General features: G+C 66.3%; 26 protein-coding genes. 17 read left to right on the top strand and 9 right to left on the bottom strand.

What is annotated here, in order from left to right:
• Window positions 1-19: 19 nt before the first annotated feature.
• Window positions 20-1,717, top strand: coding sequence for an alkaline phosphatase D family protein (locus tag ACK4SV_RS11800; RefSeq protein ID WP_409918033.1), 1,698 nt, complete (start codon window positions 20-22; stop codon window positions 1,715-1,717).
• 12 nt (window positions 1,718-1,729) lie between these two features.
• Here ACK4SV_RS11800 and ACK4SV_RS11795 read toward each other — a convergent pair whose 3' ends face one another.
• The 3 genes from ACK4SV_RS11795 to ACK4SV_RS11785 form a co-directional block, all read right to left on the bottom strand.
• Window positions 1,730-2,488 carry an SDR family NAD(P)-dependent oxidoreductase gene (locus ACK4SV_RS11795; protein WP_409918032.1) on the bottom strand — a complete coding sequence of 253 codons (759 nt, stop codon included), beginning with the start codon at window positions 2,486-2,488 and terminating at the stop codon, window positions 1,730-1,732.
• A 110-nt stretch (window positions 2,489-2,598) separates the two neighbouring features.
• Window positions 2,599-2,766 carry a YdcH family protein gene (locus ACK4SV_RS11790; protein WP_409918031.1) on the bottom strand — a complete coding sequence of 56 codons (168 nt, stop codon included), beginning with the start codon at window positions 2,764-2,766 and terminating at the stop codon, window positions 2,599-2,601.
• Between the two features lie 101 nt (window positions 2,767-2,867).
• Complete coding sequence (locus tag ACK4SV_RS11785) at window positions 2,868-3,557, bottom strand: GGDEF domain-containing protein (protein WP_409918030.1); 690 nt, start codon at window positions 3,555-3,557, stop codon at window positions 2,868-2,870.
• A 123-nt stretch (window positions 3,558-3,680) separates the two neighbouring features.
• Between ACK4SV_RS11785 and purE the strand changes: the two genes are divergently transcribed.
• Genes purE through ACK4SV_RS11770 form a run of 3 tightly spaced genes read left to right on the top strand, consistent with a single transcriptional unit; the run spans window position 3,681 to window position 6,025 of the window.
• Window positions 3,681-4,187, top strand: a complete 507-nt coding sequence (gene purE, locus ACK4SV_RS11780; RefSeq protein ID WP_409918029.1) for a 5-(carboxyamino)imidazole ribonucleotide mutase — start codon at window positions 3,681-3,683, stop codon at window positions 4,185-4,187.
• Window positions 4,184-5,263, top strand: a complete 1,080-nt coding sequence (locus ACK4SV_RS11775) for a 5-(carboxyamino)imidazole ribonucleotide synthase (RefSeq protein ID WP_409918028.1) — start codon at window positions 4,184-4,186, stop codon at window positions 5,261-5,263. The genes purE and ACK4SV_RS11775 overlap by 4 nt, the downstream gene beginning before the upstream one ends.
• Window positions 5,264-5,269: 6 nt before the next feature.
• A complete protein-coding gene (locus ACK4SV_RS11770; RefSeq protein WP_409918027.1) occupies window positions 5,270-6,025 on the top strand; it encodes a creatininase family protein in 756 nt (251 codons plus the stop codon).
• Window positions 6,026-6,073: 48 nt separating this feature from the next.
• On the opposite strand, the gene ACK4SV_RS11765 is transcribed toward ACK4SV_RS11770, so the two are convergent.
• Entirely contained in the window at window positions 6,074-6,949 is an 876-nt protein-coding gene (locus tag ACK4SV_RS11765; protein WP_409918026.1) for a hypothetical protein, read from the bottom strand.
• A gap of 154 nt (window positions 6,950-7,103) precedes the next feature.
• Here ACK4SV_RS11765 and ACK4SV_RS11760 point away from each other — a divergent pair, with 154 nt between their 5' ends.
• The 4 genes from ACK4SV_RS11760 to ACK4SV_RS11745 are packed head-to-tail and all read left to right on the top strand — an operon-like array spanning window position 7,104 to window position 11,536.
• Entirely contained in the window at window positions 7,104-7,835 is a 732-nt protein-coding gene (locus tag ACK4SV_RS11760) for an ABC transporter ATP-binding protein (RefSeq protein WP_409918025.1), read from the top strand.
• Window positions 7,832-8,590, top strand: coding sequence for an ABC transporter permease subunit (locus ACK4SV_RS11755; protein WP_409918024.1), 759 nt, complete (start codon window positions 7,832-7,834; stop codon window positions 8,588-8,590). The genes ACK4SV_RS11760 and ACK4SV_RS11755 overlap by 4 nt, the downstream gene beginning before the upstream one ends.
• Window positions 8,583-10,487, top strand: a complete 1,905-nt coding sequence (locus ACK4SV_RS11750) for a GldG family protein (protein ID WP_409918023.1) — start codon at window positions 8,583-8,585, stop codon at window positions 10,485-10,487. Before ACK4SV_RS11755 ends, ACK4SV_RS11750 begins: the two co-directional genes overlap by 8 nt.
• Window positions 10,484-11,536, top strand: a complete 1,053-nt coding sequence (locus ACK4SV_RS11745) for a DUF4340 domain-containing protein (RefSeq protein ID WP_409918022.1) — start codon at window positions 10,484-10,486, stop codon at window positions 11,534-11,536. The genes ACK4SV_RS11750 and ACK4SV_RS11745 overlap by 4 nt, the downstream gene beginning before the upstream one ends.
• Here the strand turns inward: ACK4SV_RS11745 and ACK4SV_RS11740 are convergent.
• Both ACK4SV_RS11740 and acnA read right to left on the bottom strand, forming a co-directional pair.
• Window positions 11,533-12,186, bottom strand: a complete 654-nt coding sequence (locus ACK4SV_RS11740) for a DUF1223 domain-containing protein (RefSeq protein WP_409918021.1) — start codon at window positions 12,184-12,186, stop codon at window positions 11,533-11,535. The genes ACK4SV_RS11745 and ACK4SV_RS11740 overlap by 4 nt on opposite strands.
• A 103-nt stretch (window positions 12,187-12,289) precedes the next feature.
• The gene (gene acnA / locus ACK4SV_RS11735; protein ID WP_409918020.1) at window positions 12,290-15,055 is read right to left on the bottom strand and encodes an aconitate hydratase AcnA; all 2,766 of its coding nucleotides are present in this window, start codon (window positions 15,053-15,055) and stop codon (window positions 12,290-12,292) included.
• 173 nt (window positions 15,056-15,228) lie between these two features.
• Between acnA and ccmA the strand changes: the two genes are divergently transcribed.
• The 5 genes from ccmA to ACK4SV_RS11710 are packed head-to-tail and all read left to right on the top strand — an operon-like array spanning window position 15,229 to window position 17,909.
• The gene (gene ccmA, locus ACK4SV_RS11730) at window positions 15,229-15,813 is read left to right on the top strand and encodes a heme ABC exporter ATP-binding protein CcmA (protein WP_409918019.1); all 585 of its coding nucleotides are present in this window, start codon (window positions 15,229-15,231) and stop codon (window positions 15,811-15,813) included.
• Window positions 15,810-16,475 carry a heme exporter protein CcmB gene (ccmB, locus tag ACK4SV_RS11725; protein ID WP_409918018.1) on the top strand — a complete coding sequence of 222 codons (666 nt, stop codon included), beginning with the start codon at window positions 15,810-15,812 and terminating at the stop codon, window positions 16,473-16,475. Before ccmA ends, ccmB begins: the two co-directional genes overlap by 4 nt.
• Window positions 16,476-16,499: 24 nt before the next feature.
• The gene (gene ccmC, locus ACK4SV_RS11720; RefSeq protein ID WP_409918017.1) at window positions 16,500-17,228 is read left to right on the top strand and encodes a heme ABC transporter permease CcmC; all 729 of its coding nucleotides are present in this window, start codon (window positions 16,500-16,502) and stop codon (window positions 17,226-17,228) included.
• Window positions 17,229-17,232: 4 nt separating this feature from the next.
• Complete coding sequence (ccmD, locus tag ACK4SV_RS11715) at window positions 17,233-17,391, top strand: heme exporter protein CcmD (protein ID WP_409918016.1); 159 nt, start codon at window positions 17,233-17,235, stop codon at window positions 17,389-17,391.
• Window positions 17,388-17,909 carry a redoxin family protein gene (locus tag ACK4SV_RS11710; RefSeq protein ID WP_409918015.1) on the top strand — a complete coding sequence of 174 codons (522 nt, stop codon included), beginning with the start codon at window positions 17,388-17,390 and terminating at the stop codon, window positions 17,907-17,909. The genes ccmD and ACK4SV_RS11710 overlap by 4 nt, the downstream gene beginning before the upstream one ends.
• Before the next feature lie 25 nt (window positions 17,910-17,934).
• Here ACK4SV_RS11710 and ACK4SV_RS11705 read toward each other — a convergent pair whose 3' ends face one another.
• A complete protein-coding gene (locus ACK4SV_RS11705) occupies window positions 17,935-18,462 on the bottom strand; it encodes a MarR family winged helix-turn-helix transcriptional regulator (RefSeq protein WP_409918014.1) in 528 nt (175 codons plus the stop codon).
• 143 nt (window positions 18,463-18,605) lie between these two features.
• Between ACK4SV_RS11705 and ACK4SV_RS11700 the strand changes: the two genes are divergently transcribed.
• Complete coding sequence (locus ACK4SV_RS11700) at window positions 18,606-19,157, top strand: NUDIX hydrolase (protein ID WP_409918013.1); 552 nt, start codon at window positions 18,606-18,608, stop codon at window positions 19,155-19,157.
• A gap of 15 nt (window positions 19,158-19,172) precedes the next feature.
• Here ACK4SV_RS11700 and ACK4SV_RS11695 read toward each other — a convergent pair whose 3' ends face one another.
• Window positions 19,173-19,934, bottom strand: coding sequence for an inner membrane-spanning protein YciB (locus ACK4SV_RS11695; protein WP_409918012.1), 762 nt, complete (start codon window positions 19,932-19,934; stop codon window positions 19,173-19,175).
• A gap of 112 nt (window positions 19,935-20,046) precedes the next feature.
• Window positions 20,047-20,907: an EamA family transporter gene (locus tag ACK4SV_RS11690; RefSeq protein WP_409918011.1), complete on the bottom strand. Its 861-nt coding sequence runs from the start codon at window positions 20,905-20,907 to the stop codon at window positions 20,047-20,049.
• A gap of 118 nt (window positions 20,908-21,025) precedes the next feature.
• On the opposite strand from ACK4SV_RS11690, the gene ACK4SV_RS11685 reads away from it, so the two are divergent.
• The 3 genes from ACK4SV_RS11685 (at window position 21,026) to ACK4SV_RS11675 (ending at window position 23,627) form a co-directional block, all read left to right on the top strand.
• A complete protein-coding gene (locus ACK4SV_RS11685) occupies window positions 21,026-22,765 on the top strand; it encodes an N-acyl-D-amino-acid deacylase family protein (protein ID WP_409918010.1) in 1,740 nt (579 codons plus the stop codon).
• Between the two features lie 232 nt (window positions 22,766-22,997).
• The gene (locus ACK4SV_RS11680; protein WP_409918009.1) at window positions 22,998-23,405 is read left to right on the top strand and encodes a hypothetical protein; all 408 of its coding nucleotides are present in this window, start codon (window positions 22,998-23,000) and stop codon (window positions 23,403-23,405) included.
• Window positions 23,406-23,411: 6 nt separating this feature from the next.
• Complete coding sequence (locus ACK4SV_RS11675) at window positions 23,412-23,627, top strand: helix-turn-helix transcriptional regulator (protein WP_409918008.1); 216 nt, start codon at window positions 23,412-23,414, stop codon at window positions 23,625-23,627.
• Window positions 23,628-23,720 lie beyond the last annotated feature (93 nt).

Here is a 23,720-nt window from a genome sequence, read left to right as displayed (position 1 = left end):
ATCCGGGAGGCTTATCGGCATGACACAGGTAACACGGCGCGGACTTCTGGGCGGGGCTGCCCTTGGAACGATCGGGAGCACGATCGGGCTGGCGGCCTGCGGGAGCGCGGCAGCGAGGACCTATTCCGGCGAGGTGGCGTTCCAGCATGGGGTGGCGTCCGGCGATCCCTTGCCCAACCGGGTAATCCTGTGGACACGGGTGACGCCCCTTTCAGGCGCCGGGCCGATCCCCGTGCGCTGGGAAGTGCTGCGCCCCGGCCAGAGCGAGCCGGTGGCGTCCGGCATGGTCGAGGCGGCCGAGGGGCGCGACTTCACGGTGAAGGTGGATGCCGGCGGGCTTGCTCCGGGTTCGGACTATGTCTACCGGTTCACGGCGCTGACCGAGCATGGCGATATAACCTCGCCCGAGGGGCGCACGCGCACGCCGGCCGCTTCCGGCACGAGCGCGGTGAACATCGCGATCACGTCCTGCTCGCACTATTCCTTTGGCCGGTTCAACGCCTACCGGGCTATGGCGGCGGAGCGCAACCTGGACGCCATCGTGCACCTAGGCGACTATATCTATGAGTATGGCATCGACGGCTATGGCAGTGAGGTGGGCGCTCAGCTCGGCCGGCTGCATGAGCCCTCGACCGAGATCATCACGCTGGCCGACTATCGCCGCCGCCATGCGCAATACAAGACCGATGCAGACCTGCAGGCCGCCCATGCCGCCGCGCCCTGGATCTGCACCTGGGACGATCATGAAAGCGCCAACGATTCCTACCGGACCGGCGCACAGAACCACAATCCGGAAGAAGGCGAAGGCGAGTGGAGCGACCGCAAGCAGGTGGCGATCCAGGCCTATTTCGAATGGATGCCGATCCGCGAACCGGTGCCGGGCGAAGTGACGTCTGCGGTGTGGCGCACGTTCCGCTTTGGCGATGTGGCGACGCTGCATGCGCTGGAAACGCGGCTCACCGGGCGGTCTCCCAGCATGAGCTGGGGCCCGGCGCTGGCGGGGGCGAGCGATCCGGCGGGAGTCGGCGCGCGGGTGCAGGCGACACTGCAGGAAGCGGCGGATCCGGCGCGCACGATGCTGGGCGCCGAGCAGGAAGCCTGGCTGAATCAGGAGCTTGCCAACTCGGTTGCCGCCGGCGCGGCCTGGCAGATGCTGGCTTCGCAGGTGATCATGGCGCGCGTCGTGCTGCCGAACTTTGCCGCGACGCTGACCCCGGCGCAGATCGCGGCGCAGGACATGCCGGAAGTGCGCGCCTTCCTGCCCTTCTCTGCGCTGGGCCTGCCGTGGAACCTGGATGCGTGGGACGGTTATCCGGCGGCGCGCGAGCGGCTGTATGAGAGCGTAGCCTCAGCGGGCGCGCGCCTGATCGCGCTGGCAGGTGATACGCATACGGCCTATGCCAATGAGCTCTATGACGGGCGCGACATGCGCCGGGGCGTGGAGTTCGGCTGCACCTCGATCACCTCGCCCGGCATGGGCGCCTATGTGAAGGCGGTGCCTGACCTGGGCCAGCGGATCGCGGACGTGAACAAGGAAGTGGTCTGGCACGATCCGTTCGGGCACGGATATACGCTGGTCAGCCTGACGCCGTCGCGCGCGCGGGCCGTTTTTCGCAAGGTGTCGGACATCTATGGCGAGAGCTTCACGACCGAGACGGCGGCGACCTATGAAGCCTCTGCCGAGCCGGGCGGGGTTTCCGAGCTGCGCGCGGTCTGATCCGAAGGCTGACTAACCGAGATTGCCGGAGAGGATGGCGCGCCCGCCATCCATCATCAGGGTCTGGCCGGTGACGAAGGCGGCGTCCGGCGAGGCGAGGAACCAGGCGGCGCCGGCAATTTCGTCAGCCTGGATGGCGCGGCCAAGCGGCACGCGGGCAAAGCCGCCCGGCGCGCCGCGTTCATCCCCCGGGCGGGAGGCGATGATGGCATTGACGCGGATGGCGTGCTCGGCCAGCTCCAGCGCGCCGGCGCGGACCACGCCAAGGATTGCGGCCTGGGAGACGGTATCGGTGAACTGGCCGGGCATGGCGGCGGCGGCCGAATAGCGCAGCACGAAGGTGATGCTGCCCTTCTGGGAGCGGTGCTCGGCGCCGGTTTCGGGGCGGTCTTCCTGCTCCAGCATCTGCTCGGCTGCGACCCGGAGGGCGAGCGCTGCGCCCCGGGCGGAGCGGGCGAGTGCTTTCTCGAACCGGTCCTGCGCAAAATCCAGCAGCCGGTCACCCTCTTCGGCCAGCGGCAGCACGACGACATGGTCTATGCGGCCGAAGGCTTCCAGCGCCGCCGTCAGCGCGTTGCGCAGGCCGAGCCTGGAGTGGAGTTCGCCGTGATGGAAGGCGGCGTCATCCTCGAGCGCGTCGCGGGCGGCTTCGAGCCGGTCATCCGACGGGTCTGCGACGAGGACATGGTGGCCTTCCTCGGCAAAGCGCCGGGCGACGGCTTCCCCGATTTCGCGGCCGAGGCCGAGGATCAGCGTGACGGGCCGGGCCATGTATCAGGCACCGGGCCGGCGGGCCGGGTGGCAGGTTCCAGTTTGCATGAGGCCCGTCCCTTCCGTGTGGCCCGCCCGGGCCCCGGAAGGAACGGGGCAGCCGGTGGGGGCTAGCTGGTTTTCAGGTTTCGCAGCTGCTCCTTAATCCTGAGTTTCTGTCGCTTCAAATCCTTGATGATGAGGTCGTCGGCAGAGGGGCGCTTCTGTTCGGCGGCAATCTGTTGGTCCAGGTGGCGGTGCTTGGCAGCAAGCTCACTGATCCGACCATTGAGCGACATAGGCAGTCTCCTTTTCGTCTCCGGCCCGGTTTTGGGCCGGAGAGTGAGGATGCCACAGATGAACAGGCGAGTCATGGGCCTGCCCGGAAAGCTACGGAATTTTATGGGCGGGCGGCGCGTCCGGCAGCCTTTCGGCGGGCTTTTTCGGCAAACATGGCCTGATCTGCCCGCGCAATGAGCGCTGCCGGGCTCTGGCCTGCCTGCCATTCGACGACACCGCAGGAAGCCCCGACGCGGACGGGTTCCGGCCCTTCCGGCTCGCCGCTGCGCACTTCCAGCGCATCTATGACATTGGCGAGCTGGACGGCCTTGCGGCGGCTGTCCTCCAGCCCCGCATGGGCGAGCACGATGCCGAACTCATCCCCGCCGAGCCGGCCCACAATATCGGTTTCCCGGGTGCGGGTGAGCAGGATTTCCGAGACGCGCAGCAGCACGCGGTCGCCGGCAGCATGGCCATAGACATCGTTAACGCGCTTGAAATTGTCGAGATCGACGAAAATCAGCGTCAGCGGTGTCTGGAAGCGGCTGGCGAGAGCGATTTCCCGGCGCAGCTCCCGCTCGAAGGCGCGGCGGTTGAAGACCGGGCACAGGGTGTCGTTGTCGGCCAGCTGGGCAGCATCTGTGAGGTCGCGGCGCAGCGTCTCGGCCTCCTCGCGCAGCGCGAGCACCTCCTCGGCAAGGGCTTCCAGCGCGGCGCGGGTGCGCCGGTCGAGGCGGGCAAGGTCAATCCCCAGCGCATCCATCAGGGCGCGGAGCTCGGCCTGTTCAGGGGGGATCGTTCCGGCGGGCATGACGTTACGATACAATTGTTCGACCGCGCCGCCGAGTGCCGCCAGCGCTTTCCCCGCTTACGCGAACGGTTGACCCGGCCCCGCGCCCTTCTATTGTGCGCGCTTTCCAACAGCGAGGCAGGCATGGACAAGCCGCGCGCCCCGGTCGTGGGCATCATCATGGGCAGCCAGTCGGACTGGCCGGTGATGCGTGAGGCCGCGAAGGTTCTTGAGGATCTCGGGGTCCCCCATGAGGCGAAGATCGTCTCGGCCCACCGCACGCCGCAGCGGCTGGTGGACTATGCGACAAGCGCGAAAGAGCGCGGCCTGAAGGTGATCATCGCCGGGGCCGGCGGGGCCGCGCACCTGCCGGGCATGGCGGCGGCGATGACGCCGCTGCCGGTCCTCGGCGTGCCGGTCCAGTCGAAGGCTTTGAAGGGCCTCGATAGCCTGCTCTCCATCGTGCAGATGCCGAAGGGCATTCCCGTCGGCACGCTGGCCATCGGCGAGGCGGGCGCGGCGAATGCGGGCCTGCTGGCCGCCGCGATCATTGCGCTGGACGATGCGGGCGTGGCTGCGAAGCTGGACGCTTTCCGCAAGGCGCAGACCGAGGCCGTCGGCGAGGCCCCTCCGGAGGCGACCGGGGCATGACCCCCCTGCCCCCTGGCGCAACCATCGGCATCCTCGGCGGCGGCCAGCTTGGCCGTATGCTGGCGGGCGCCGCCGCGCAGCTTGGCTTTGATGTGCTGATCTATTCGCCCGAGGATGACCCGCCGGCGGGACGGGTTGCAGCGGGCGCCTTCCAGGCCGACTGGGATGATGCGGAAGCACTTCGCGAGTTTGCAGCGGCCTGCGATGTCATCACGCTGGAATTCGAGAATGTGCCGGTCGAGAGCGTCCGGATCATAGAGGTGGCCGGCAAGCGCGTGCTGCCGGGAGCGGCGTCACTGTCGGTGTCGCAGGACCGGCTGGCGGAGAAGACCTTCCTCAACCAGCATGGCATCGCAACCGCGCCCTTCCACCGGATTGATGCGGCGGGCGATATCGCGCCGGCGCTGGCATCGCTGGGGACGGCAGGCGTGCTGAAGACGCGGCGCGACGGCTATGACGGAAAGGGACAGGCCTGGGTGCGCAGCCCGCAGGGAGCCGAAGCAGCCTGGGCAGCCATCGGCGCTGCGCCGGCCATCCTCGAAGGCGCCATTGCCTTTGACTGCGAAATCTCCGTCCTCGTCGCGCGCGGGCAGGACGGAACGACGACCAGCTGGGCGCCGCCGCGCAATACGCACAAGGATGGCATCCTTGACCGTTCCGTGGTGCCCTCCGGCCTGCCGAAAGGCGTTGAGGAGGAGGCGCGGCGCAAGGCGATGCACCTTGCCGAGGCGCTGGGCCATGTCGGCGTGCTGGCGCTGGAATTCTTCGTGCTGCCGGACGGGACGCTGCTGGCGAACGAATTTGCCCCGCGCGTGCACAATTCCGGCCACTGTACGCCGGAGGCGTGCAAGACCGGCCAGTTCGAGCAGCATATTCGCTGCGTCGCCGGCTGGCCCCTGGGGGATACATACCGGCTGTTCGATGCCGAGATGATCAACCTGATCGGCGAGGCGGGCCATGTTGACCCCGCAAAGCTCGGCCCCGAAGATGTGCTGACCCTCTATGGCAAGCGCGAGGCGCGGCCCGGCCGCAAGATGGGCCATATCACCCGCCGCCTCGCCCCGCGAAAGGACTGACCGCCCATGCGCCTTCCCGTTTCGACCTGGCCTGACATTGAAGGCTGGCTGCAAAAGTCAAAAACCATCGTCATCCCTATCGGCTCGTTCGAGCAGCATGGGCCGAACGGTTTCATCGGCACCGATGCCCTCTGCCCGGAGATCATCGCCAACCATGCCGAGAGCCTGGCGCCCGGCGACATCCTCGTGGGGCCGACCTTCAATATCGGCTGCGCGCAGCATCATCTCGGCTTCACCGGCACGATCACGCTGCGCCCGACGACGATGATCGCCGCGATGGTCGACTGGACCGAGAGCCTGATGCGCCATGGCTTCGAGCGGCTCTACTGGCTGAACGGGCATGGCGGCAACATCGCCACCATCGAGACAGCATTTGCCGAGATCCATGCCCGGCGCAGCTTCGACCCGAAAGGCGCGGACAATCGCCCCGGCCTCAGCCTGAAACGGCGCGACTGGTGGGATTTCAAGGACGTTATGGGCATCTGCAATCAGCTCTACCCCGTTGGCCATGGCAGCCATGCGACGCCGTCTGAAGTCTCGGTCACCTATTGGGGCTATCCGGAGCGCGAACGCTCGAAGACCGAAATGAGCCCGAAAATCGCGCCCGCCGGCACGATTGGCGACGCGGTGCAGTATCGCCGCGACTTCCCGGATGGCCGCATCGGATCGGACCCGACCCAGTCGAGCGTCGAGGATGGCGGGAAGATCGTGGCGGTGGCGGCAAAGTGCGTGCTGGAGGAAGTGGCGCGCTTCTCTGCGTAATTGGCAGAAGCCTCGAAGCTTGGGCACAAGCCAATTCTAGTAGCTGGCTTATGGATCATCTCGCTCGTCAAGATTGTTCTGCGGAAACAAAGTGTCACGAAGCGACTCTAATTCGGCAAGCTGATCCTCGGTTATATTGCTCCGACCTGTCATCCTTGACCTCATATCAAGCCTGTAAGTCTTTGAAAGAAATTTTTGTTCCACTTCATCAAGGCGCTCGAGAAGCGCACCTGTTAGCTGCGACTTATTTGTCCCGCCCGGCGCCACCACCAATCGACGATTGCCGCGACCAGGGCTGTCGTTTCGCTCAGCCAACCTTGCATAAAAGATTTCGTCTGCAGCACGAAGAATATCAGAAAATCGCTCTTTGATCCCGTCCTGTTTTGAAGCTGCGTCCCCGGCAGAAGCGCTGCTGCTTGTTGTCAGTTGTGTTCGTTTCTCCAGAGTCGCTACTAGTTGGGCAGCCTCACGCTTAATCTGTTCGGCATGCGCGTTGAGGGCGTTTGATGCATCCGTGATTTGCGACGCCGATGTGTCGATATCGGTTGTTGATGAAGCTAAATTGTCCCGAATTTTGACGCTTGTTTCTTCCATCCGCCGAAACCCCTCAATGTACTGATCCAATTTCGACAATTGCCCTCGCAATCGAGCCAACTCTGAAACAATGCCAACTCCACCAAACCAGACAAAGACGATCAAAGGAACGCCTAAACCCAAAACGACAAACGGCCACAACATTGCTTTGAAAAGCTCAATATCGTTCTGCGCGCCGCCCAGCATTGTGGTGAAAGAGAAGGAAACGAGCGCTACCCAACCAATAGTGAACAGCGAACCCACCGTCGCACCTAAAGCAGATATTGCACTTCGTGGCTCACTTGCCTGCGCATTTGGAAAGGTAGTTGCCCCTTCGGTACCTCTCTGCATCCGTCACTCCCAAGTTTCGATTTAATACCCTGTGCTACTTTAGGTTTTAGGTCCAACTTTGGCAATTGGCAAACTTTGCTCAATACTGTTTATCGAAGGAGCCCAAAAACTAAGTCGCTCGCTATCACAGGGACCGGGAAGGTGTGGGACACCAATGCTGGACGTAATGTCGCTCGAAAAAGCCTATGGGCCGAAACAGGCCGTGCGGGGCGTGTCGTTCACGGTGTCGCGCGGCACGGTGCTCGGCTTCCTGGGGCCGAACGGGGCGGGCAAGTCGACCACGATGCGGATGATCGCCGGCGTGCTGGAGCCCGACAAGGGCGATGTGCGGATCGACGGCCACTCCATCCTGACCGACCGGCGCGCGGCGCAGTCGGCCCTCGGCTACCTGCCGGAAGGCGCGCCGCTGTATAGTGACATGACGCCGCCGGACTTCCTGCGCTTCATGGCCGAGGCGCGCGGCATGGCCAAGGCCGGGCGGAAGGACGCCATCGACCGGGCGATTTCGGACGCGCGGATTTCCGGGGTTCTCGACCAGCGGATCGGCGCGCTGTCGAAAGGCTATCGCCGCCGGGTGGGGCTGGCGGGCGCGATCCTGCATGATCCGCCGGTGCTGGTGCTGGACGAGCCGACCGATGGCCTCGACCCCAACCAGAAACTCGCCGTGCGCGCGCTGATCGCCCGGATGGCGCCGACGAAAGCCATCATCATCTCCACCCATACGCTGACCGAAGTGCCCGCGATGTGCCAGCGCGCCATCCTGATCGACCGGGGACGGATCGTTGCCGATGACACGCCGGAAGGCCTCGCCAGACGTTCCGAGGACAGAACGCTGGAGGCCGCCTTTGCCCGCCTGACTGGTCAGGTCGAGGAGGAAACGCTGTGACCGGCGCGATCCGCCAGCAGATGAGCGGCTTTGCGCCCACCTTCCGGCGGGAGCTGGCCGCCTATGTGACGACGCCGATTGCCTATGTGTTCCTCGCGGTGTTCCTGCTGGCGCTGGGCCTGTTTACCTGGGAAGCGGGGCGGCTGTTCGATACCGGCGTGGCAGACCTGTCGCCCTTCTTCGTGTGGCATCCCTGGCTTTACATGATCTTCCTGCCGGCGCTGGCGATGCGTCTGTGGGCGGATGAACGGGCGGCGGGGACGGATGAACTCCTGCTGTCGCTGCCCGTCGGGCTTCCCGGCCTCGTGCTGGGAAAGTTGTGTGCGGCGTGGGCCGTGGCGGGCGCGGGCCTCGTGCTGACCTTCCCGGTGTGGATCTCGATCAACTTCCTCGGGGCTGCCGACAATGCGGCGATTGCGCTGACCTATTTTGCGAGCTTCCTGATGGCGGGGGCCTATCTTTCCATCGGCGCGGCAGTTTCGGCGCTGACCTCCAGCCAGGTGACGGCGTTTATCCTCAGCATGCTGATTGCCTTCGTGTTCACGGCGGCCGGCTGGCCACTGGTGCTTTCGACCGTGCAGGGGCTGATGGGCACGGGCGTGGCTGAGCGGATCGCGCAGTTTTCCTTCATCACCCAGTTCGAGAGCGCGCAGCGCGGCGTGCTGGAATTGCGGGTGGTCTCCTATTTCCTGGGCTTCACGGCCACCTTCGCGTTTCTCAATTGCCTCTGGGTGTCGCGCCGGAGGCTTGGCTGAAGCGATGAGTGCGCGGCGCTATCTTGTGCTGATGACCTTGCTGGCGGGCCTTGCCCTGCTGGCGGGCAATCTTGCCCAGCAGAAGCTGCTGGCGGGCGCGCGGATCGATTTCACTTCTGGTGGGCTCTACACGCTCTCGCCCGCGACCCGCGCCGCGCTGCAGGAGCTTGCCGAACCGGTGGAGCTGACGCTCGTCTATACCCCGCGCGCGGCGCAGGACTATCCGCAGGTCCGCGCCTATGCCGCGCGGGTACGCGAGCTTCTCGCTGCCTATCAGGCCATCGGCGGGGCGAACCTGCGCGTCACCGAGATCGACCCCCGCCCCTTTTCCGAAGCCGAGGATGAGGCCCTCGCCGCCGGCATTCCGCCGGTCGGGCCGGGCGGGAGTGATCCGCTCTATTTCGGCCTGATCGGCCGCAACAGCATCGACGAGACGCGGATCATCCCGTTCCTTTCGCCGGACCGCGAAACCTCGCTGGAATATGACCTGACACGGATGATCGTGCGGCTGGACAAGCCGGAGCCGCCGCGCATCGGCATCCTGAGCACCCTGCCGGGGATGCGCGTGCCCGATGGCGAGAGCGGGCATACCGTGCTGCAGGATATTGCCCGCAGCTACCGGGCCGAGCTGATCCCCGATGATTTCAGCGCGCTGCCGGAGGTGGACATCCTGCTGATGGCGCATCCCCCGGCGCTGACATCGCGGCAGGAATGGCTGGTCGACCAGTTCATCCTGCGCCAGGGCCGGGCGGTGATCGCGGTGGACCCGGCCGCGCTGACGGTCGCCTCCGCCGGGGCGTTCATGCCGGGCGCGGGCCTCGCACGCTCCGGGCTCGGACGATTGGGGGAGGCCTGGGGCATCACGCTGTCGCCGGCGGCGGTCGCAGATGCGGCCAACGCCCTGCCCGTGCCGGTGGAGACCGGGCCGGGCCGCGTGGAGGAGATGGCAAATCCGCTCTTCGTCGGCGCGCCGGCAGGCCTGTTCAGCCAGGAAGACCCGGTGACGGCGGGCCTGCGCCGGGGCGTGAATTTCGGCGCACCGGGCGCGCTGGTGGCGGGCGAACTGCCGGCGGGCGCAACGCTGTCGCCGCTCATCACCACCGGCCCGGCGCCGGCCTATATCGACGCAGCAGTTGCCGCGCGCAATCCGCCGCCGCCGGAGGTGCTGCGCGCCTACCGCGCCGAAGCGGAACCGCTGACGCTGGCGGCGCGCCTGTCCGGCACCCTGCCAACCGCCTTCCCCGCGGGCCCGCCCCAGCCGGACCTGCCCGGCGATGCCGCCGAGGCCGAAGCGGTGCTTGCCGCCGCCGCGAACCTGCCGCCGCATATTGCGCGCAGCGAGGTGTCCGCCGAGATCATCCTGATTGCGGACGCCGATTTCATGGATGACGGATTCTATGTCATGCCCGGCAGCGGGGTGACGATTGCGGACAATGGCGCGCTGGTGCTGAACGCGCTCGATGCCCTGTCAGGCGGCGGGGAGCTCGCCAGCCTCCGCGCGCGGGCGCCGTCCCTGCGGCCGATGCAGCGGATCGAACAGATGCGCGCCGAGGCGGAGGCGAGGTTCCTGCGCGAACAGCGCGATCTTGAGGTGCGGCTGGAAACGGCCGAATCCCGCCTGTCCGTGCTTCAGGCCGCCGCCGGGGAGCGCTTCGCGGCGAGCGATCCGGAAAGCGCGCTGTCAGAAGCCGAGCGCGCCGAGCTCACCTCGCTGCGCGCCGATATCCTCGGCTACCGCGCCCGGCTGCGCGCTATCGAGCGCGATTACCGGCAGGGCATCGACCAGCTGGAGAGCACGCTGAAGGCCATCAATATCTGGGGCGGACCGGTGCTGGTGGCGCTGGCCGGTCTCATTGTCTGGCACCGCCAGCGCCGCCGCCGGAAGAGATCGTCATGACCGCGCGCAGCCCCGAGCGCCAGCGCCGCATCCGCCTGATGGCCGCTCTTGCCGGCGGGCTGGCCGTGATCGCGCTGGGCGCGGAGCTGCTCGCCCGCCCGCCCGCGCCGCGCCATGAGCTGACCGGCACGCCCGTCATTCCCGGCTTTGCCGCAATCCGCAGCGAGACGCGCGCCATCCGCGTGACCGTTGCCGGGGAAAGCTATGAACTGACCCTTGGCCCCGCCGGCTGGCAGCTGGCAGAGGCGGCTGGCTATCCGATCCGCGCCGACCGGTTGAACACGCTGGTGACGGGCCTTGAGGACCTCGCCTGGGACGGCCCCCGCACGCGCGACCCGGCGAAGTTCAACCGGATCGGCCTTGGCGATCCCCGCGAGGGCGGCACCGGCGCGCTGATCGAAGTGATCGGCGCGGAGGGAGACGTGAAAGCCAGTTTGATCACCGGGCGGCGCGAGGGGCGGATCTATGCCCGGCGGCCCGGCGATGACCAGGCCTTCCGCGTGACGGGCGAGCTGCCCCCGCTCTATTCGGCGGATGCGTGGATGGACCTCGACATCATCTCGCTGAACCCCGATGCCATCAGCGCGCTGCGCATCACAGACGAGACCGGCGCCTCGCTCTACTTGATCCGGCGCCCGGGAGAGAGCGACCGCGCCTTCCGCCCGGCCCCGCCCTATCAGGGGCTGGAGCTGACAAACCGGCTGGTGACGACGGGCCCCGCGCTGGCGCTGACGCGGCTGCAGCCCATCGGGGTGAAGCCCGCCGGCGCCCTGCGCACCCAGCCGGTGGCCCGCCACATCACCGAGACCTTCGACGGGCTGGAGGTCGAGACCCTGGCCTGGCGCGAGCGGGACGGACTTTACCTGACGCTGCGCGCCGTCGAGGCGGGCCAGGGCGCAAACCGCGCTTCGGCCATCAATACCAAGGCGCGGGGCTGGGCCTTCCGGATAGCTGAGATCGACTGGGCGGACTTCACGCCGCGCGTCAGCTCGATGATCCGCACACCGGCGCCCGGCACACCCGGACCCGGCCAGAGCGGAAGCGATTAGCGCCCGTCGAGCACCGCGAGGACGCGGCCAAAGCCGGCTTCCTGCACGATCAGCGCGCAGCCGGACTCGCAGGCCGGAAGCTCGATCTCCGCCCGCCCGCCGAGCCAGGGAGCAATCTGGCGGGCCGAGGTGACCGGATTGACGAGATCGGTCGTATTGGCGGCGCCGGACATGTAGCTGACCCACCAGATATCGGCGAGGCCGCCCGGATCGCCGTCCAGCGCAGCGCGGCGGCCCTGCCGGGTCAGCGTGACTGGCGCGGGCGCGAGGGCGGCGGCCGCTGAAATACCGGAAATGACGCGCGCCTGACGGTTGCCGGCAGCCTGCTGGCTGCCCGCAAAGACGGCCTGCGGCGTGTAGGGCCCGCGCAGCGAGAAGCGCTCCACATAGCCGCGCTGGCGATGCTTGGATTCCGGCAGGGCAAGCGGATCCTTGCCGCCGAGATAGTCCCAGTAATCGACCGACCAGGTGAGGATCAGGAGGTCGCTGCGCGAGGCGCTGATTTCGGCCATGTTCCGGTGCGCTGCCGGGCAGGCGCGGCAATTCTTCGAGGCGAAGAGTTCAACCAGCACCGGGCCTTCGGCGCGCGCCTGCCCGCCGCCGGCGAGGGCCGCGAACAGGAACAGGACGGAGGCAAGCAAAAATCTCATTGCGCCGGATTATACGTCCCCTGCCCCACGGCTAACAGTCACACCCGCGTGAGACACTGCCAATTGCCGCCCGCCGCCGCAAGCGGGCGGCGGGCTTTTGGCATCAGTTCGGGCGGGCAAGGTTGCGCAGCACATAGTGCAGCACACCGCCATGCTTGACGTAATCGACCTCGATCTCGGTATCGATCCGGCATTTGAGCTGGATCTCCTTCACCGTGCCATCGGCATAGGTGATCTTCGCCGGAACGGTCGAGAGCGGGCGGATGTCGTTATCGAGGCCTTCGATATCGAAGGATTCGGTACCCTTCAGACCAAGCGACTTGCGGTTGTCGCCGCCGGTGAACTCGAACGGGATGACACCCATGCCGACAAGGTTGGAGCGGTGGATCCGCTCGAAGCTCTCGGCGATCACGGCTTTCACGCCCAGCAGGTTCGTGCCTTTCGCCGCCCAGTCACGGCTGGAGCCGGCGCCATATTCGATGCCGCCGATGACGACCAGCGGGTCGCCCCGGTCAATCCAGGCCATCGCCGCATCATAGATCGAGGTCTGCTGGCCATCCGGACCGAGGGTGTAACCGCCCTCCACACCGTCCAGCATCTCGTTCTTGATACGGATATTGGCGAAGGTGCCGCGCATCATGATCTCATGATTGCCGCGCCGCGAGCCATAGGAGTTGAAATCCTTCACCGGCACCTGGCGCTCGGTGAGGTATTTGCCTGCCGGGCTCGATGCCTTGAAGGAACCCGCCGGCGAGATGTGGTCGGTGGTGATCATGTCGCCCAGGAGGGCGAGCACGCGCGCGCCCTTGACCGGATTGATGTCGCCCTTCTCCGGCGACATGCCGCGGAAATAGGGCGGGTTCTGGATGTAGGTCGAGGCCGCCGGCCAGTCATAGGTCTCGGCGTCCGTGGTCTGAACACCCTGCCATTTGGCGTCGCCTTTGAACACATCGGCATATTTCGACATGAACATCTCGCGGGTGACGACCGTGTTGACGAGATCGGAGATCTCCTGCGACGTCGGCCAGATGTCCTTCAGGTAGACCGGCTGGCCATCCTTGGAGGTGCCGATCGGGTCCTTCGTGATGTCGATATTCATGTCGCCGGCAATTGCGTAAGCAACGACCAGCGGGGGCGAGGCGAGATAGTTGGCGCGCACGTCCGGGCTGATCCGGCCTTCAAAGTTGCGGTTGCCCGACAGCACCGAGACGGCCACGAGGTCGTTCTCGTTGATTGATTTGGAAATCTCCGGCGCCAGCGGGCCGGAATTGCCGATACAGGTCGTGCAGCCATAGCCGACAAGGTTGAAGCCGAGGGCGTCGAGGTCTTCCTGCAGGTTTGCCGCTTCAAGGTATTCGGAAACGACCTGAGATCCCGGCGCCAGCGAGGTCTTCACCCACGGCTTGCGGGTGAGGCCCAGCGCACGCGCCTTGCGGGCGACGAGACCGGCGCCGATCAGGACGTAGGGGTTCGAGGTGTTGGTGCAGGAGGTGATCGAGGCGATCACGACAGAGCCATCGCGCAGCTTGTAGCTCTGCCCTTCGACCTCGCCATAGCTGAGGCCGTCTGCATTGCCGGGCAGGGTCTTCGGGGCCGGCGCACCGCCTTCGGCGGTCATCTCGGCTTTCTCAAGCGCCGGCGCAGAGGCAGGCGTGCGGATGCCGCGGATATAATCGCCAAAGACTTTCGCCGCCGCGTCGAGCGCGACATGGTCCTGCGGGCGCTTCGGGCCGGAGATGGCGGGCACGACATCGCCGAGATCGAGGTGCAGCGTCGAGGTATAGACCGGGGCATAGTCCGCGCCGCGCCAGAAGCCGTTCTGCTTGGCATAGGCTTCGACGAGAGCAATGCGCTCTTCCTCGCGGCCGGTCTGGCGCAGGTAGCGCAGCGTCTCGTCATCGATCGGGAAGAAGCCGCAGGTCGCGCCATATTCGGGCGCCATGTTGGCAATCGTCGCCCGGTCGGCGAGCGGCATGTTGTCGAGCCCTTCGCCATAGAATTCGACGAACTTGTTCACGACGCCGTGCTTGCGCAGCATCTGCACGACCTTCAGCACAAGGTCAGTCGCCGTGACGCCTTCCTTCAGCGCGCCGGTGATGCGGAAGCCCACGACTTCCGGGATCAGCATCGAGACGGGCTGGCCGAGCATGGCGGCTTCTGCCTCGATCCCGCCGACGCCCCAGCCAAGCACGGCGAGGCCGTTGACCATCGTGGTGTGGCTGTCGGTGCCGACCAGCGTGTCGGGATAGGCGACGACCGAGCCGTCAGTGTCCGTATCCGTCCAGACCGTCTGGGCGAGGTATTCGAGGTTCACCTGATGGCAGATGCCGGTGCCGGGCGGTACGACGCGGAAATTGTTGAAGGCCTTCTGGCCCCATTTGAGGAAGGTGTAGCGCTCCATGTTGCGCTCATATTCAAGGTCGACGTTCGCCTGGAAGGCGCGCGGCGTGCCGAATTCGTCGATCATCACCGAATGGTCGATCACCAGATCAACGGGGACCAGCGGGTTGATCTTCTTGGCGTCGCCGCCGAGGGCCTTGATGCCGTCGCGCATCGCGGCGAGGTCCACCACCGCCGGAACGCCGGTGAAATCCTGCATCAGCACACGGGCCGGGCGGTAGGCGATCTCGCGCGGGTTCTGGCCGCCTTTATCTGCCCATTCCCCGAAGGCGCGGATATCGTCTTCCACGACCGTCAACCCGTCCTCGAAGCGCAGCATGTTCTCGAGCAGAACCTTCAGCGCGGCCGGAAGGCGGGAGATGTCGCCGAGGCCGGCATTCTTTGCCGCCGCTTCCAGCGAGTAATAGGTGTAGCTCTTGCCTGCGGCGGTGAGCGTGCTCTTCGATTTGAAGCTGTCCTTCGACGGCATGTGTGCGCATTGCCTCCTGATGTATGGGCCAACGGCTTGGCAATGGCCCTGCTTTCGTCGCTGCGGCCCTCTTATAGGCGCGGCCTTCCGGGCGCAATCGGCGCGGGCCATCAAACCCGCGCGACATCCCGCAGCGCTTGCAGGCCGGGCGGAACAGGATAAGCCATGAAGCAATGGCTGCTGACACCCCTGCCCCGCTGATCGAAGCGACCGGCCTCGCCGTGATGCGGGGCGAGCGGCTGTTGTACAAGGGTGTCAGCCTGGCGCTGGCCCCCGGCGAGGCGATCCGCCTGTCGGGCGCCAATGGCAGCGGCAAGACAACCCTGCTGCGTATGCTTTCCGGACTGACCCGGCCGGAAGCCGGCACCATCACCCGCCACGTGCCCCATCACTGGGCAGGCCACCGCGAAGGGCTGAAGCCGAACGAAACCCCGGCCACCCACCTGTCCCTCTGGGCGCGAGCCTGGGGCAGCGGCGCGGATATCCCCGCCATCCTCTCTGAAATGGGGCTGACCCGCGCGGCCGGCGTGCCCGGGCGCTATCTCTCCGCCGGGCAGAGACGGCGCACGGCGCTCGCCCGGCTGAAGCTGGTGGACCGGCCCGTCTGGCTGCTTGATGAGCCCTACACTGCGCTTGACGCAGAAGGCCGCCAGCTCGTGGACCGGCTGATCGCCGCGCACCGCGCTGGTGGAGGGGCGATCATCGCCGCCATCCATGGCGAGGCCGGTTTCCCCATTACAAGCGAGATCACGCTGTGAGCGCCGCGCCGATCCTCGCCGCTTTCCGGCAGGCGCTCAGCGAAGCCTGGGCCGGCGGGGCGGGCGCACTGTTGCCCCTCGGCTTCCTGGGCGGGGCCTGCGTCCTCGTCCCCCTCGGCATCGGCACAGAGGGCGAGACGCTGCGCGCCGTTGGCCCCGGCATCCTGTGGGTGGCCCTTGCCCTGTCGAGCCTTGTCACGCTGGAACGCATCTTCCAGGCTGATACCGAGGATGGCACGCTGGACCTGTGGCTGCAGTCCGACGCGCCTGTGGCGGCGATTGCGGCGGCAAAGACGCTGGCGCACTGGCTGGCCGCCGGGCTGCCGCTGGCGCTCGCCTCACCTGTCATCGCCCTCATGTTCCAGGCCGAGGCCGGCCCTGCCCTGCTGGTGAACCTTGGCCTCTATGCGCTGGGCAGCCTCGCTTTCTTCTTCTGGGGCGGTGTGGGCGCCGCGCTTTCGGCCACGGTGCGCCGGGGCGGGCTGCTGATCGCGCTCATCGCCCTGCCCCTCTTTGTGCCGACCGCGATCTTCGGCGCTCTCGCCATGACGGGGGGACCCGGATCAGAAGGCGCGCCGATGCTGCTCGCCGCCTCCAGCCTGTTCGCCTGCGCTGTTGCGCCCTATGCGATGGCGGCGGCGCTGCGCTTGGCGGCGGACTGAGGGAGGGCTATCTCGGAAAGCGTCATGTGGTCATACCTCGCCAATCCGCACCGCTTCCTGAAATTCTCCGCGATTGCGGCGCCGCTATTCTATAGCGCGGGCGCGCTCTGCATCCTCTGGGGCCTCTGGCAGGGCCTCTGGATCGTGCCGAAGGATGAATACCAGGGCGGCGACATCATGCGCGTCATGTTCATCCACGTGCCCGCTGCCTGGCTCGCCATGGCGAGCTATTCCGCCCTCGCCATCGCCAGCTTCATCTGGTTCATCTGGCGCCATGAACTGGCCGACATCGCGGCGAAATCCATCGCGCCGCTGGGCGCAGCCTGGACCGTCATCTGCCTCGCGACCGGCGCCATCTGGGGCAAGCCGACCTGGGGCACCTGGTGGCAATGGGACGATGCGCGGATGATGTCGGTCCTGTTCCTCCTCTTCCTCTTCCTCGGCTACATGGCCCTGCGCGCCGCGATGGACACGCGCCAGAAGGCCGCCCGCGCCGGCGCGATCCTCGCCATGGTGGGCGCGGTGAATGTGCCGCTGATCAAATTCTCGGTCGATCTCTTTACCTCGCTGCACCAGCCCGCCAGCGTCATCACCGCCGAGGGGCCGAAGATGGCGGCGGTCTATCTCGTGCCGCTCATGGTCAGCGCGCTCGGCCACAGCCTGCTCTTCGGCGCGCTGGTGATGACCCATATGCGCACGGAAATCCGCCAGCGGCGCATTGCCCGCCTGCGCGCCGCGATGCTGGAGGCCTGAGCCGATGCCGGAGTTTGACAAGAACGCCGCTTATATCTGGGCCTGCTATCTGGTCGGTGCGCTGACGATCGGCGCCGCGGTCCTGCACGCCTGGCTGAGCGCCCGCGCCGCCCGGCGCACGCTGGACACGCTCGCCGCCAATGATGAGGACACCGGGCCATGAACCGCTGGGTCTATGCCCTTCCTGCCGGCGCGCTGGCTGTGATCGCCGCCTTCGGCGCCTGGCAGATGGCGCAGCCATCGAAATCCGAATTCCAGCGCATCTCGCGCGCAGCGCCCGAACATGTCTTCCCGCTGATCAATGGCGGCGAGATTTCATTCGCGCCCCCGCCCGGCGGAGAAGCCGTCATCGTCAACCTGTTCGCCAGCTGGTGCGGCCCGTGCGAGCTGGAACACAAATACCTGATCGAGCTCGGCCAGCGCCATCCCGGCCAGCTTTACGGCGTGCTCTACAAGGACAGCGTGGAGAATGGGGAGGCCTTCCTCGCCCGGCTCGGCAATCCGTTCACGGACATCGCCCTGGACCCGCAGGGGCGCGGCGGGCTCGATTTCGGCCTGACCGGCGTTCCGGAGACCTTCGTGATCTCGGCCGAGGGCGAGATCCTCCTGCACATCGGCGGCCAGCTTGATCCGGCCCTCACCGAAAAAGTAAGCGGGGCGCTTGGGGCGCCCCGCTCCTGAAACATCACGACGGATGGAGCGAGCCTTACTTCGCTTTCTTGCGGCCGCGCGTTGCCTTGGCAGGCTTCTCGGCCTTCACGGCTTTCGGGGCACGCGGCGCGCGCGCAGCCTTGACCGGAGCGGCTTTCTTTTCCGAATCCTCGACGAGGCCAGCGAGGCCCTGCATCAGCGCATCCTGCTTCGCCTTGGCGAGCGTTGCGAACAGGGCTTCATCCGCCTTCGTCACAGCCGGCAGGGCCTTGTCATAGGCTTTCTTGCCTTTCGCGGTGAGGCTGACCGATTTGGCGCGGGCATCGGTCTTGGAATCGGTGCGCTTAATCAGGCCGGCGGTTTCCATGCGGGCAACCATGTCGGCAAGGGTCGAGCGATCAATGCCGGTGGCATTGACAAGATCGGACTGGCTGACACCTTCATTGCCCGAGAGGGCGGCGAGCACGGAGAACTGGCGCAGCGTGACGCCGGCAGTTTTCAGGGTGGCGGCAGACTGGTTGGCGGCAATCTGCTGGGCGCGGTGAAGAAGGTGGCTGGGGGAGGTGTTGAGCGTGAAGGTCATGGGAAGAATTCCTGTCTGGTTGGGTCTTGGTCCGGCGAAGGACGGGATTGCGAAGCGGGCCGATCCGGGTTCCGGGTGTCAGGACAACAATCCCGTAGGCGGATCAAACACATTCCCCATACAGGCGATGGAGTGAAAATAGGATGACTGATCAATTGCCAACTTCTTTCCCGGATGCAGATTTTCGCCTCGCCGTTCCCGATGGAGATGACAGGGTACGGCGTATGTGCACGCGCTGCAACTTTATTGATTATGTGAACCCGAAGATCGTTGCGGGCGCCGTCGTCGTGCAGGACGGCATGATCCTTTTGTGCAAGCGCGCGATTGCCCCGCGTATCGGATACTGGACGCTGCCCGCCGGTTTCATGGAAGAGGGCGAAAGTATCGAGGAGGCGGCAAAGCGTGAGGCCCGCGAAGAAGCGATGGCACAGATCGAGATAGACCAGCTGCTCGCAGTCTATTCCGTGCCCCGCATCGCGCAGGTCCAGGTCATGTTCCGTGCGCGGCTGATTTCGGATTTTGCGCCGGGGCCGGAGAGCACAGAGGTGAAACTTGTGCCGTGGCGGGACATTCCATGGTCAGAGCTTGCCTTCCCGACTGTCGTCTGGGCGCTGACACAATATGCGGAGAGCCGGCACCTGCCCGCCTTCCCGCCCTATTCCAATCCGCCGGGAACGGACCGCCTCACGCGCTGAGAGCGCCGCGGTGCTTCAGCCTGCGGCGGGCTGCGCCTCGTCTTCGGGCGTGCGCAGGTGTTTCAGCGTGTACGGCGTATTCAGCGCACCGAAGATCAGCACGATCACCATATTGCCGAACTTCCAGTTGGCCCAGACATCCTCCGCGTCGCGCGCGCCGAATGTCAGCCCCAGGAATTCATAGCTGCCCGCCGGCGCAACCGGGATGCCCGCCATCACCAGCGGCGCCTCGAAACCCGGCGCGTACATCCGCCAGAGATATTCGTTCCACGCCGCCATCGCGATGAAGAACAGGCCCCAGCGGATCGCCAGCGTGCGCCAGGCAAAGTCCGGCAGGTCGAACACTTTGGAGAACAGCGACTTCCAGAGATTCTTCCCGAAAGCCATCGGCACAAAGATCATCGCCGCCATGAACAGCTGCTGGATCGTCGGCTTCACATAGATGAAGGCCTTCTCCTGCAGGAGGATGCCGATGAGGCCGAAGCCGCCGACAATGGCGGAGGAGAACACCATCATCTGCGAGACCGGCTCGCGCATCACAAGCTGGCGCACAAGGAAGCCCGCCATCAGCACCATCAGCACACCGGTCGCCCAGAAGATCGCCGTATCCTTGTTGATCAGCCCGTCGAGAAGCTCGACCCGGCGGAACACATTGTAAGTCACGATGAAACCGATGACCGGAATGAAATCGCCCCAGAGCTGGTTCGCCTTGCCGGCGGCCGTGCCGATGCCGTTGCCATTACCAGTTCCGGGCGGGGGGGTGGTCGTCTCGTTCATGATCTTCCTTACGCAGACGGGCGCTGCATGGATGCTGCAGGCGGCCCTTGTGCCATGAAGGCGCCGCAGCGGCCAGCACATGCGCGCATCGCATGTCTTCCTTGCCGGGAGCCTAACCGGCTGCCTGCATCAGGACGAGTCCCGCTGCCAGCGCCGCCGCTGCCCCGATGCGCCGCGCGCCGAAGCCTTCCTTGAGCAGGACTGCACCAAACGCGGCGGCGAACACCACCGATGTCTCGCGCAGCGCCGTCACCATTGCAGCGTCGGTCAGCGTGTAGGCCCAGATCGCCGTACCGTAGGACAAGGCGCCCGCCACCCCGCCGATCACGCCGATTCGCAGCGCCGGGCGCACCGCCGCCAGCACCCTGCCCTCCCGCTGCCAGAGCAGCACCGCCGTCACCCCGATCCAGTCGAGCAGGAACAGCCAGACAATAAAGGTCAGCGGCGTCGGCATGGCGCGCGCGGCCTGCGTATCGGCCACCGCATAGATGCCGACACCCACCGCTGTCATGATCGCCCAGAAAAGCGCCGCCCGGTCCATCCGCCGCGCCGCTTCCGTCAGCCCGGTCGGCAGCGCAAAGACAAGGATCGAGACCGAGGCGATCACCAGCCCCGCCGCCTGCAAGAGCGTCAGCGTCTCGCTCAGCCACAGCGCCGCGAACGCCGCCGTCGCCAGCGGGGCAAGCCCCCGCATCACCGGGAAGACCAGCGACAGCGCGCCCCTGTGCAGCGCACGGATCGCTGCAAACTGGTAAAACCAGTGCACGGCCACCGAGACCGCAATCAGCCCCCATGTCTCCACCGGCGGCGGCGGCACGAACGGCACCAGCGGCAAGACCGTCAGCGCCATGACAATCGCCACCAGCGCCCGCGTCGTCAGCACATCCCCGCCGCGCTTCACCATCACATTGGTCAGCGCGACCGTGATCGCGGAGAACAGGCACAAGAGGACCGGGAGGAGCGAGGCAGACATGCGCGCCCCGCTTAGGCCCGAAATCACAGCGGGGGAAGCCGCGTCAGGGGTTTACTCCCCCTGCCCCTGAGGCATCCTGCCCCGTATAAACAATCAAAGACCATGGGAGGTGCCCGGCATGGCCACTCACGACCTCATCATCCGCGGCGGCACGATCATCGACGGCAGCGGCGGGCCCGCCTTCGAGGGCGATGTCGCCGTCTCCGGCGGCGTGATCACAGGCATCGGCAAGGTAAACGGCAAGGGCATCGAGGAAATCGATGCGCGCGGCCAGATCGTCACCCCCGGCTTTGTCGACCTGCACACCCATTACGATGGCCAGGCCGCCTGGGGCGAGGCGATCAGCCCGTCCTCCCTGCACGGCGTCACAACTGTCGTCATGGGCAATTGCGGCGTCGGCTTCGCCCCCTGCAAACCGGCAGACCATGACCGGCTGATCCGCCTCATGGAGGGCGTGGAAGACATCCCCTTCCCCGTCCTCGCCGAGGGACTGCCGTGGAAATGGGAGAGTTTCCCCGACTATCTCGATTTCCTCTCCGCCCGCCGCTTCGACACCGACATCTGCGCCCAGCTGCCCCATGCCGCGCTGCGCGTCTTCGTCATGGGCGACCGGGGCGCCAACCGTGAGGATGCGACCCCCGAAGACATCGCCGCGATGCGCGCGCTTGCCCGCGACGCCATGCTCGCCGGCGCGATGGGCTTCTCCACTTCGCGCACGCTCAACCACCGTACGTCAGATGGCCAGCCGACACCCACCCTCACCGCCTCGCAGGCAGAGCTCACCGGTATCGCCATGGGCCTTGCCGATGCCGGCCGGGGCGTCCTGCAATTTGTCTCCGACTTCAACGATCCGCAGAAGGAAGCCGCGCTCCTCCGGGGCCTTGTCGAGGCGTCCGGCCGGCCTTTGTCTGTCTCGCTCGCCCAGTCGGATGTGGCGCCCGAAGGCTGGCGGCTTTTGCTGGGCGCGATCGAAGCCGCTGCCGCAGACGGCCTGCCGATGCGCGCGCAGGTCGCCCCCCGCCCGGTCGGGGTGCTGCTCGGCCTCGACCTGACGCTGAACCCGTTCAGCGCCCACGGCGTTTACCAGGAAATCGCCCACCTTCCGCTGGCGGAGCGTGTGACGCGCCTGCGCGACCCGGCCTTCCGCGCCCGCCTCCTCGCCGATGCACCGGCCACGGACAATCCGTTTGCCCGCTCGATGCTGCGCAATTTCGGCAAGATTTTCCAGCTGTCAGACCCCGTGAACTATGAGCCCGGCCCCGAGCATACCCTCGCCGCCCTGGCGGCGGCGCGCGGCGTCAGCCCCGAGGAAGTCGCCCTCGACCTGATGCTGGAACGCGGCGGGCGCGGGATGCTCTACCTGCCCTTCCTCAACTACGCACAGGGCACGCTCGACCCCATCCTCGAGATGATGGAAAGCCCTGCGAGCCTGCCGGGCCTCTCCGATGGCGGCGCGCATGTCGGCATGATCTGCGACGGCTCCTTCACCACCACGATGCTGACCCATTGGGTGCGCGACCGCGCGCGCGGCCGCAGGCTCAGCGTGGAAAGCATCGTGAACCGCCAGGCCCGCCTGACCGCCGAATGGATCGGCCTCTGGGACCGGGGCCTGATCGCGCCCGGCTACCGCGCCGACCTCAACGTCATCGACCTGGCAAACCTGAAGCTCCACCTGCCGGACGTGATCCGCGACCTGCCCGCCGGCGGCCGCCGCCTGATGCAACGCGCCTCCGGCTACACCGCCACCATCCTCAAGGGCGAAATCACGCACCGGGACGGCACCCCCACCGGCACCAGACCCGGCCGCCTCATCCGCGGCGCCACAGCGGCGCCCGCAAATGCAATGGCGGCAGAATAACGCCAAAAGCCCCTTCTCCCTGAGGGCTTGCGAAGATCAGAAATCGCATCGCGATTTCCTGAGCAAGGGGTTGGGGAGAGGGGCTTCGACCTCTCCCCAACACGCTTCTTCAAACGAACAGCACCTCCCACCCATCCAGCGTGGCGAACCATGTGAAAAACCCATGTAAAGCTCCCTTGACTAGTCAAGCACCCTTGCCATATAGACAAGGAAACTTGACAAGGAGCCCGTCATGACCAAGCCGCTCGGATTTCGCACCGCCGCCAGACGCTACATGATGGTGTTCTGGCCCCTGATGATCGCCTATCTCGCCGCGCTGTTCGCCGGCGTCTTCATCGTGGACAAGGAAACGTCGCCTCTTTACCTGCGCGCCGGCTTTGCCGTCGCCGTCGCCCTGCCGCTGTTCGGCATCCTCTGGGCCATGCTGCGCCAGACGAAGGAGACCGACGAATATACCCGCCTGCGCCAGCTCGAAGCTCTCGCCGAGGCCGGCGCAATCACCACGGGCGCCGTCTTCCTCGTCGGTTTCCTGGAAATCTTCAACGCGATTGACGATGTGCCGCTGTTCCTGTTCGGCCCGCTCTTCTTCCTTGCTTTCGGCCTCGCCCATTGCCGCCAGCGCCTTGGCAAGACGGTGTGAGCCGCCATGCACAACATCATCCGTATCCTGCGCGCCGAGCGCGGCTGGAGCCAGCAGCAGCTCGCCGACCAGCTCGACGTCTCCCGCCAGTCGGTCAACGCCATCGAGACAGGGAAATACGACCCCTCCCTCCCCCTCGCCTTCGCCATCGCCCGCCTCTTCAACCGCAGCATCGAGGACATCTTCGATGACGGGATCGGCCAGGCGGAAGCGGCGGAGTAAAGCCGGAAGACCCTCACCTCCCACCGCCTCCGGCGGCGGGCCCCTCCTCTCCCAGAGGGAGAGGGGTCAGGGGTGCCACTTAACCCCTCTCCC

The sequence above is a fragment of the Hyphomonas sp. genome (genome assembly GCF_046313735.1).
GTDB lineage: Bacteria > Pseudomonadota > Alphaproteobacteria > Caulobacterales > Hyphomonadaceae > Hyphomonas.
This window is presented reverse-complemented; position numbering and strand designations above follow the sequence as displayed.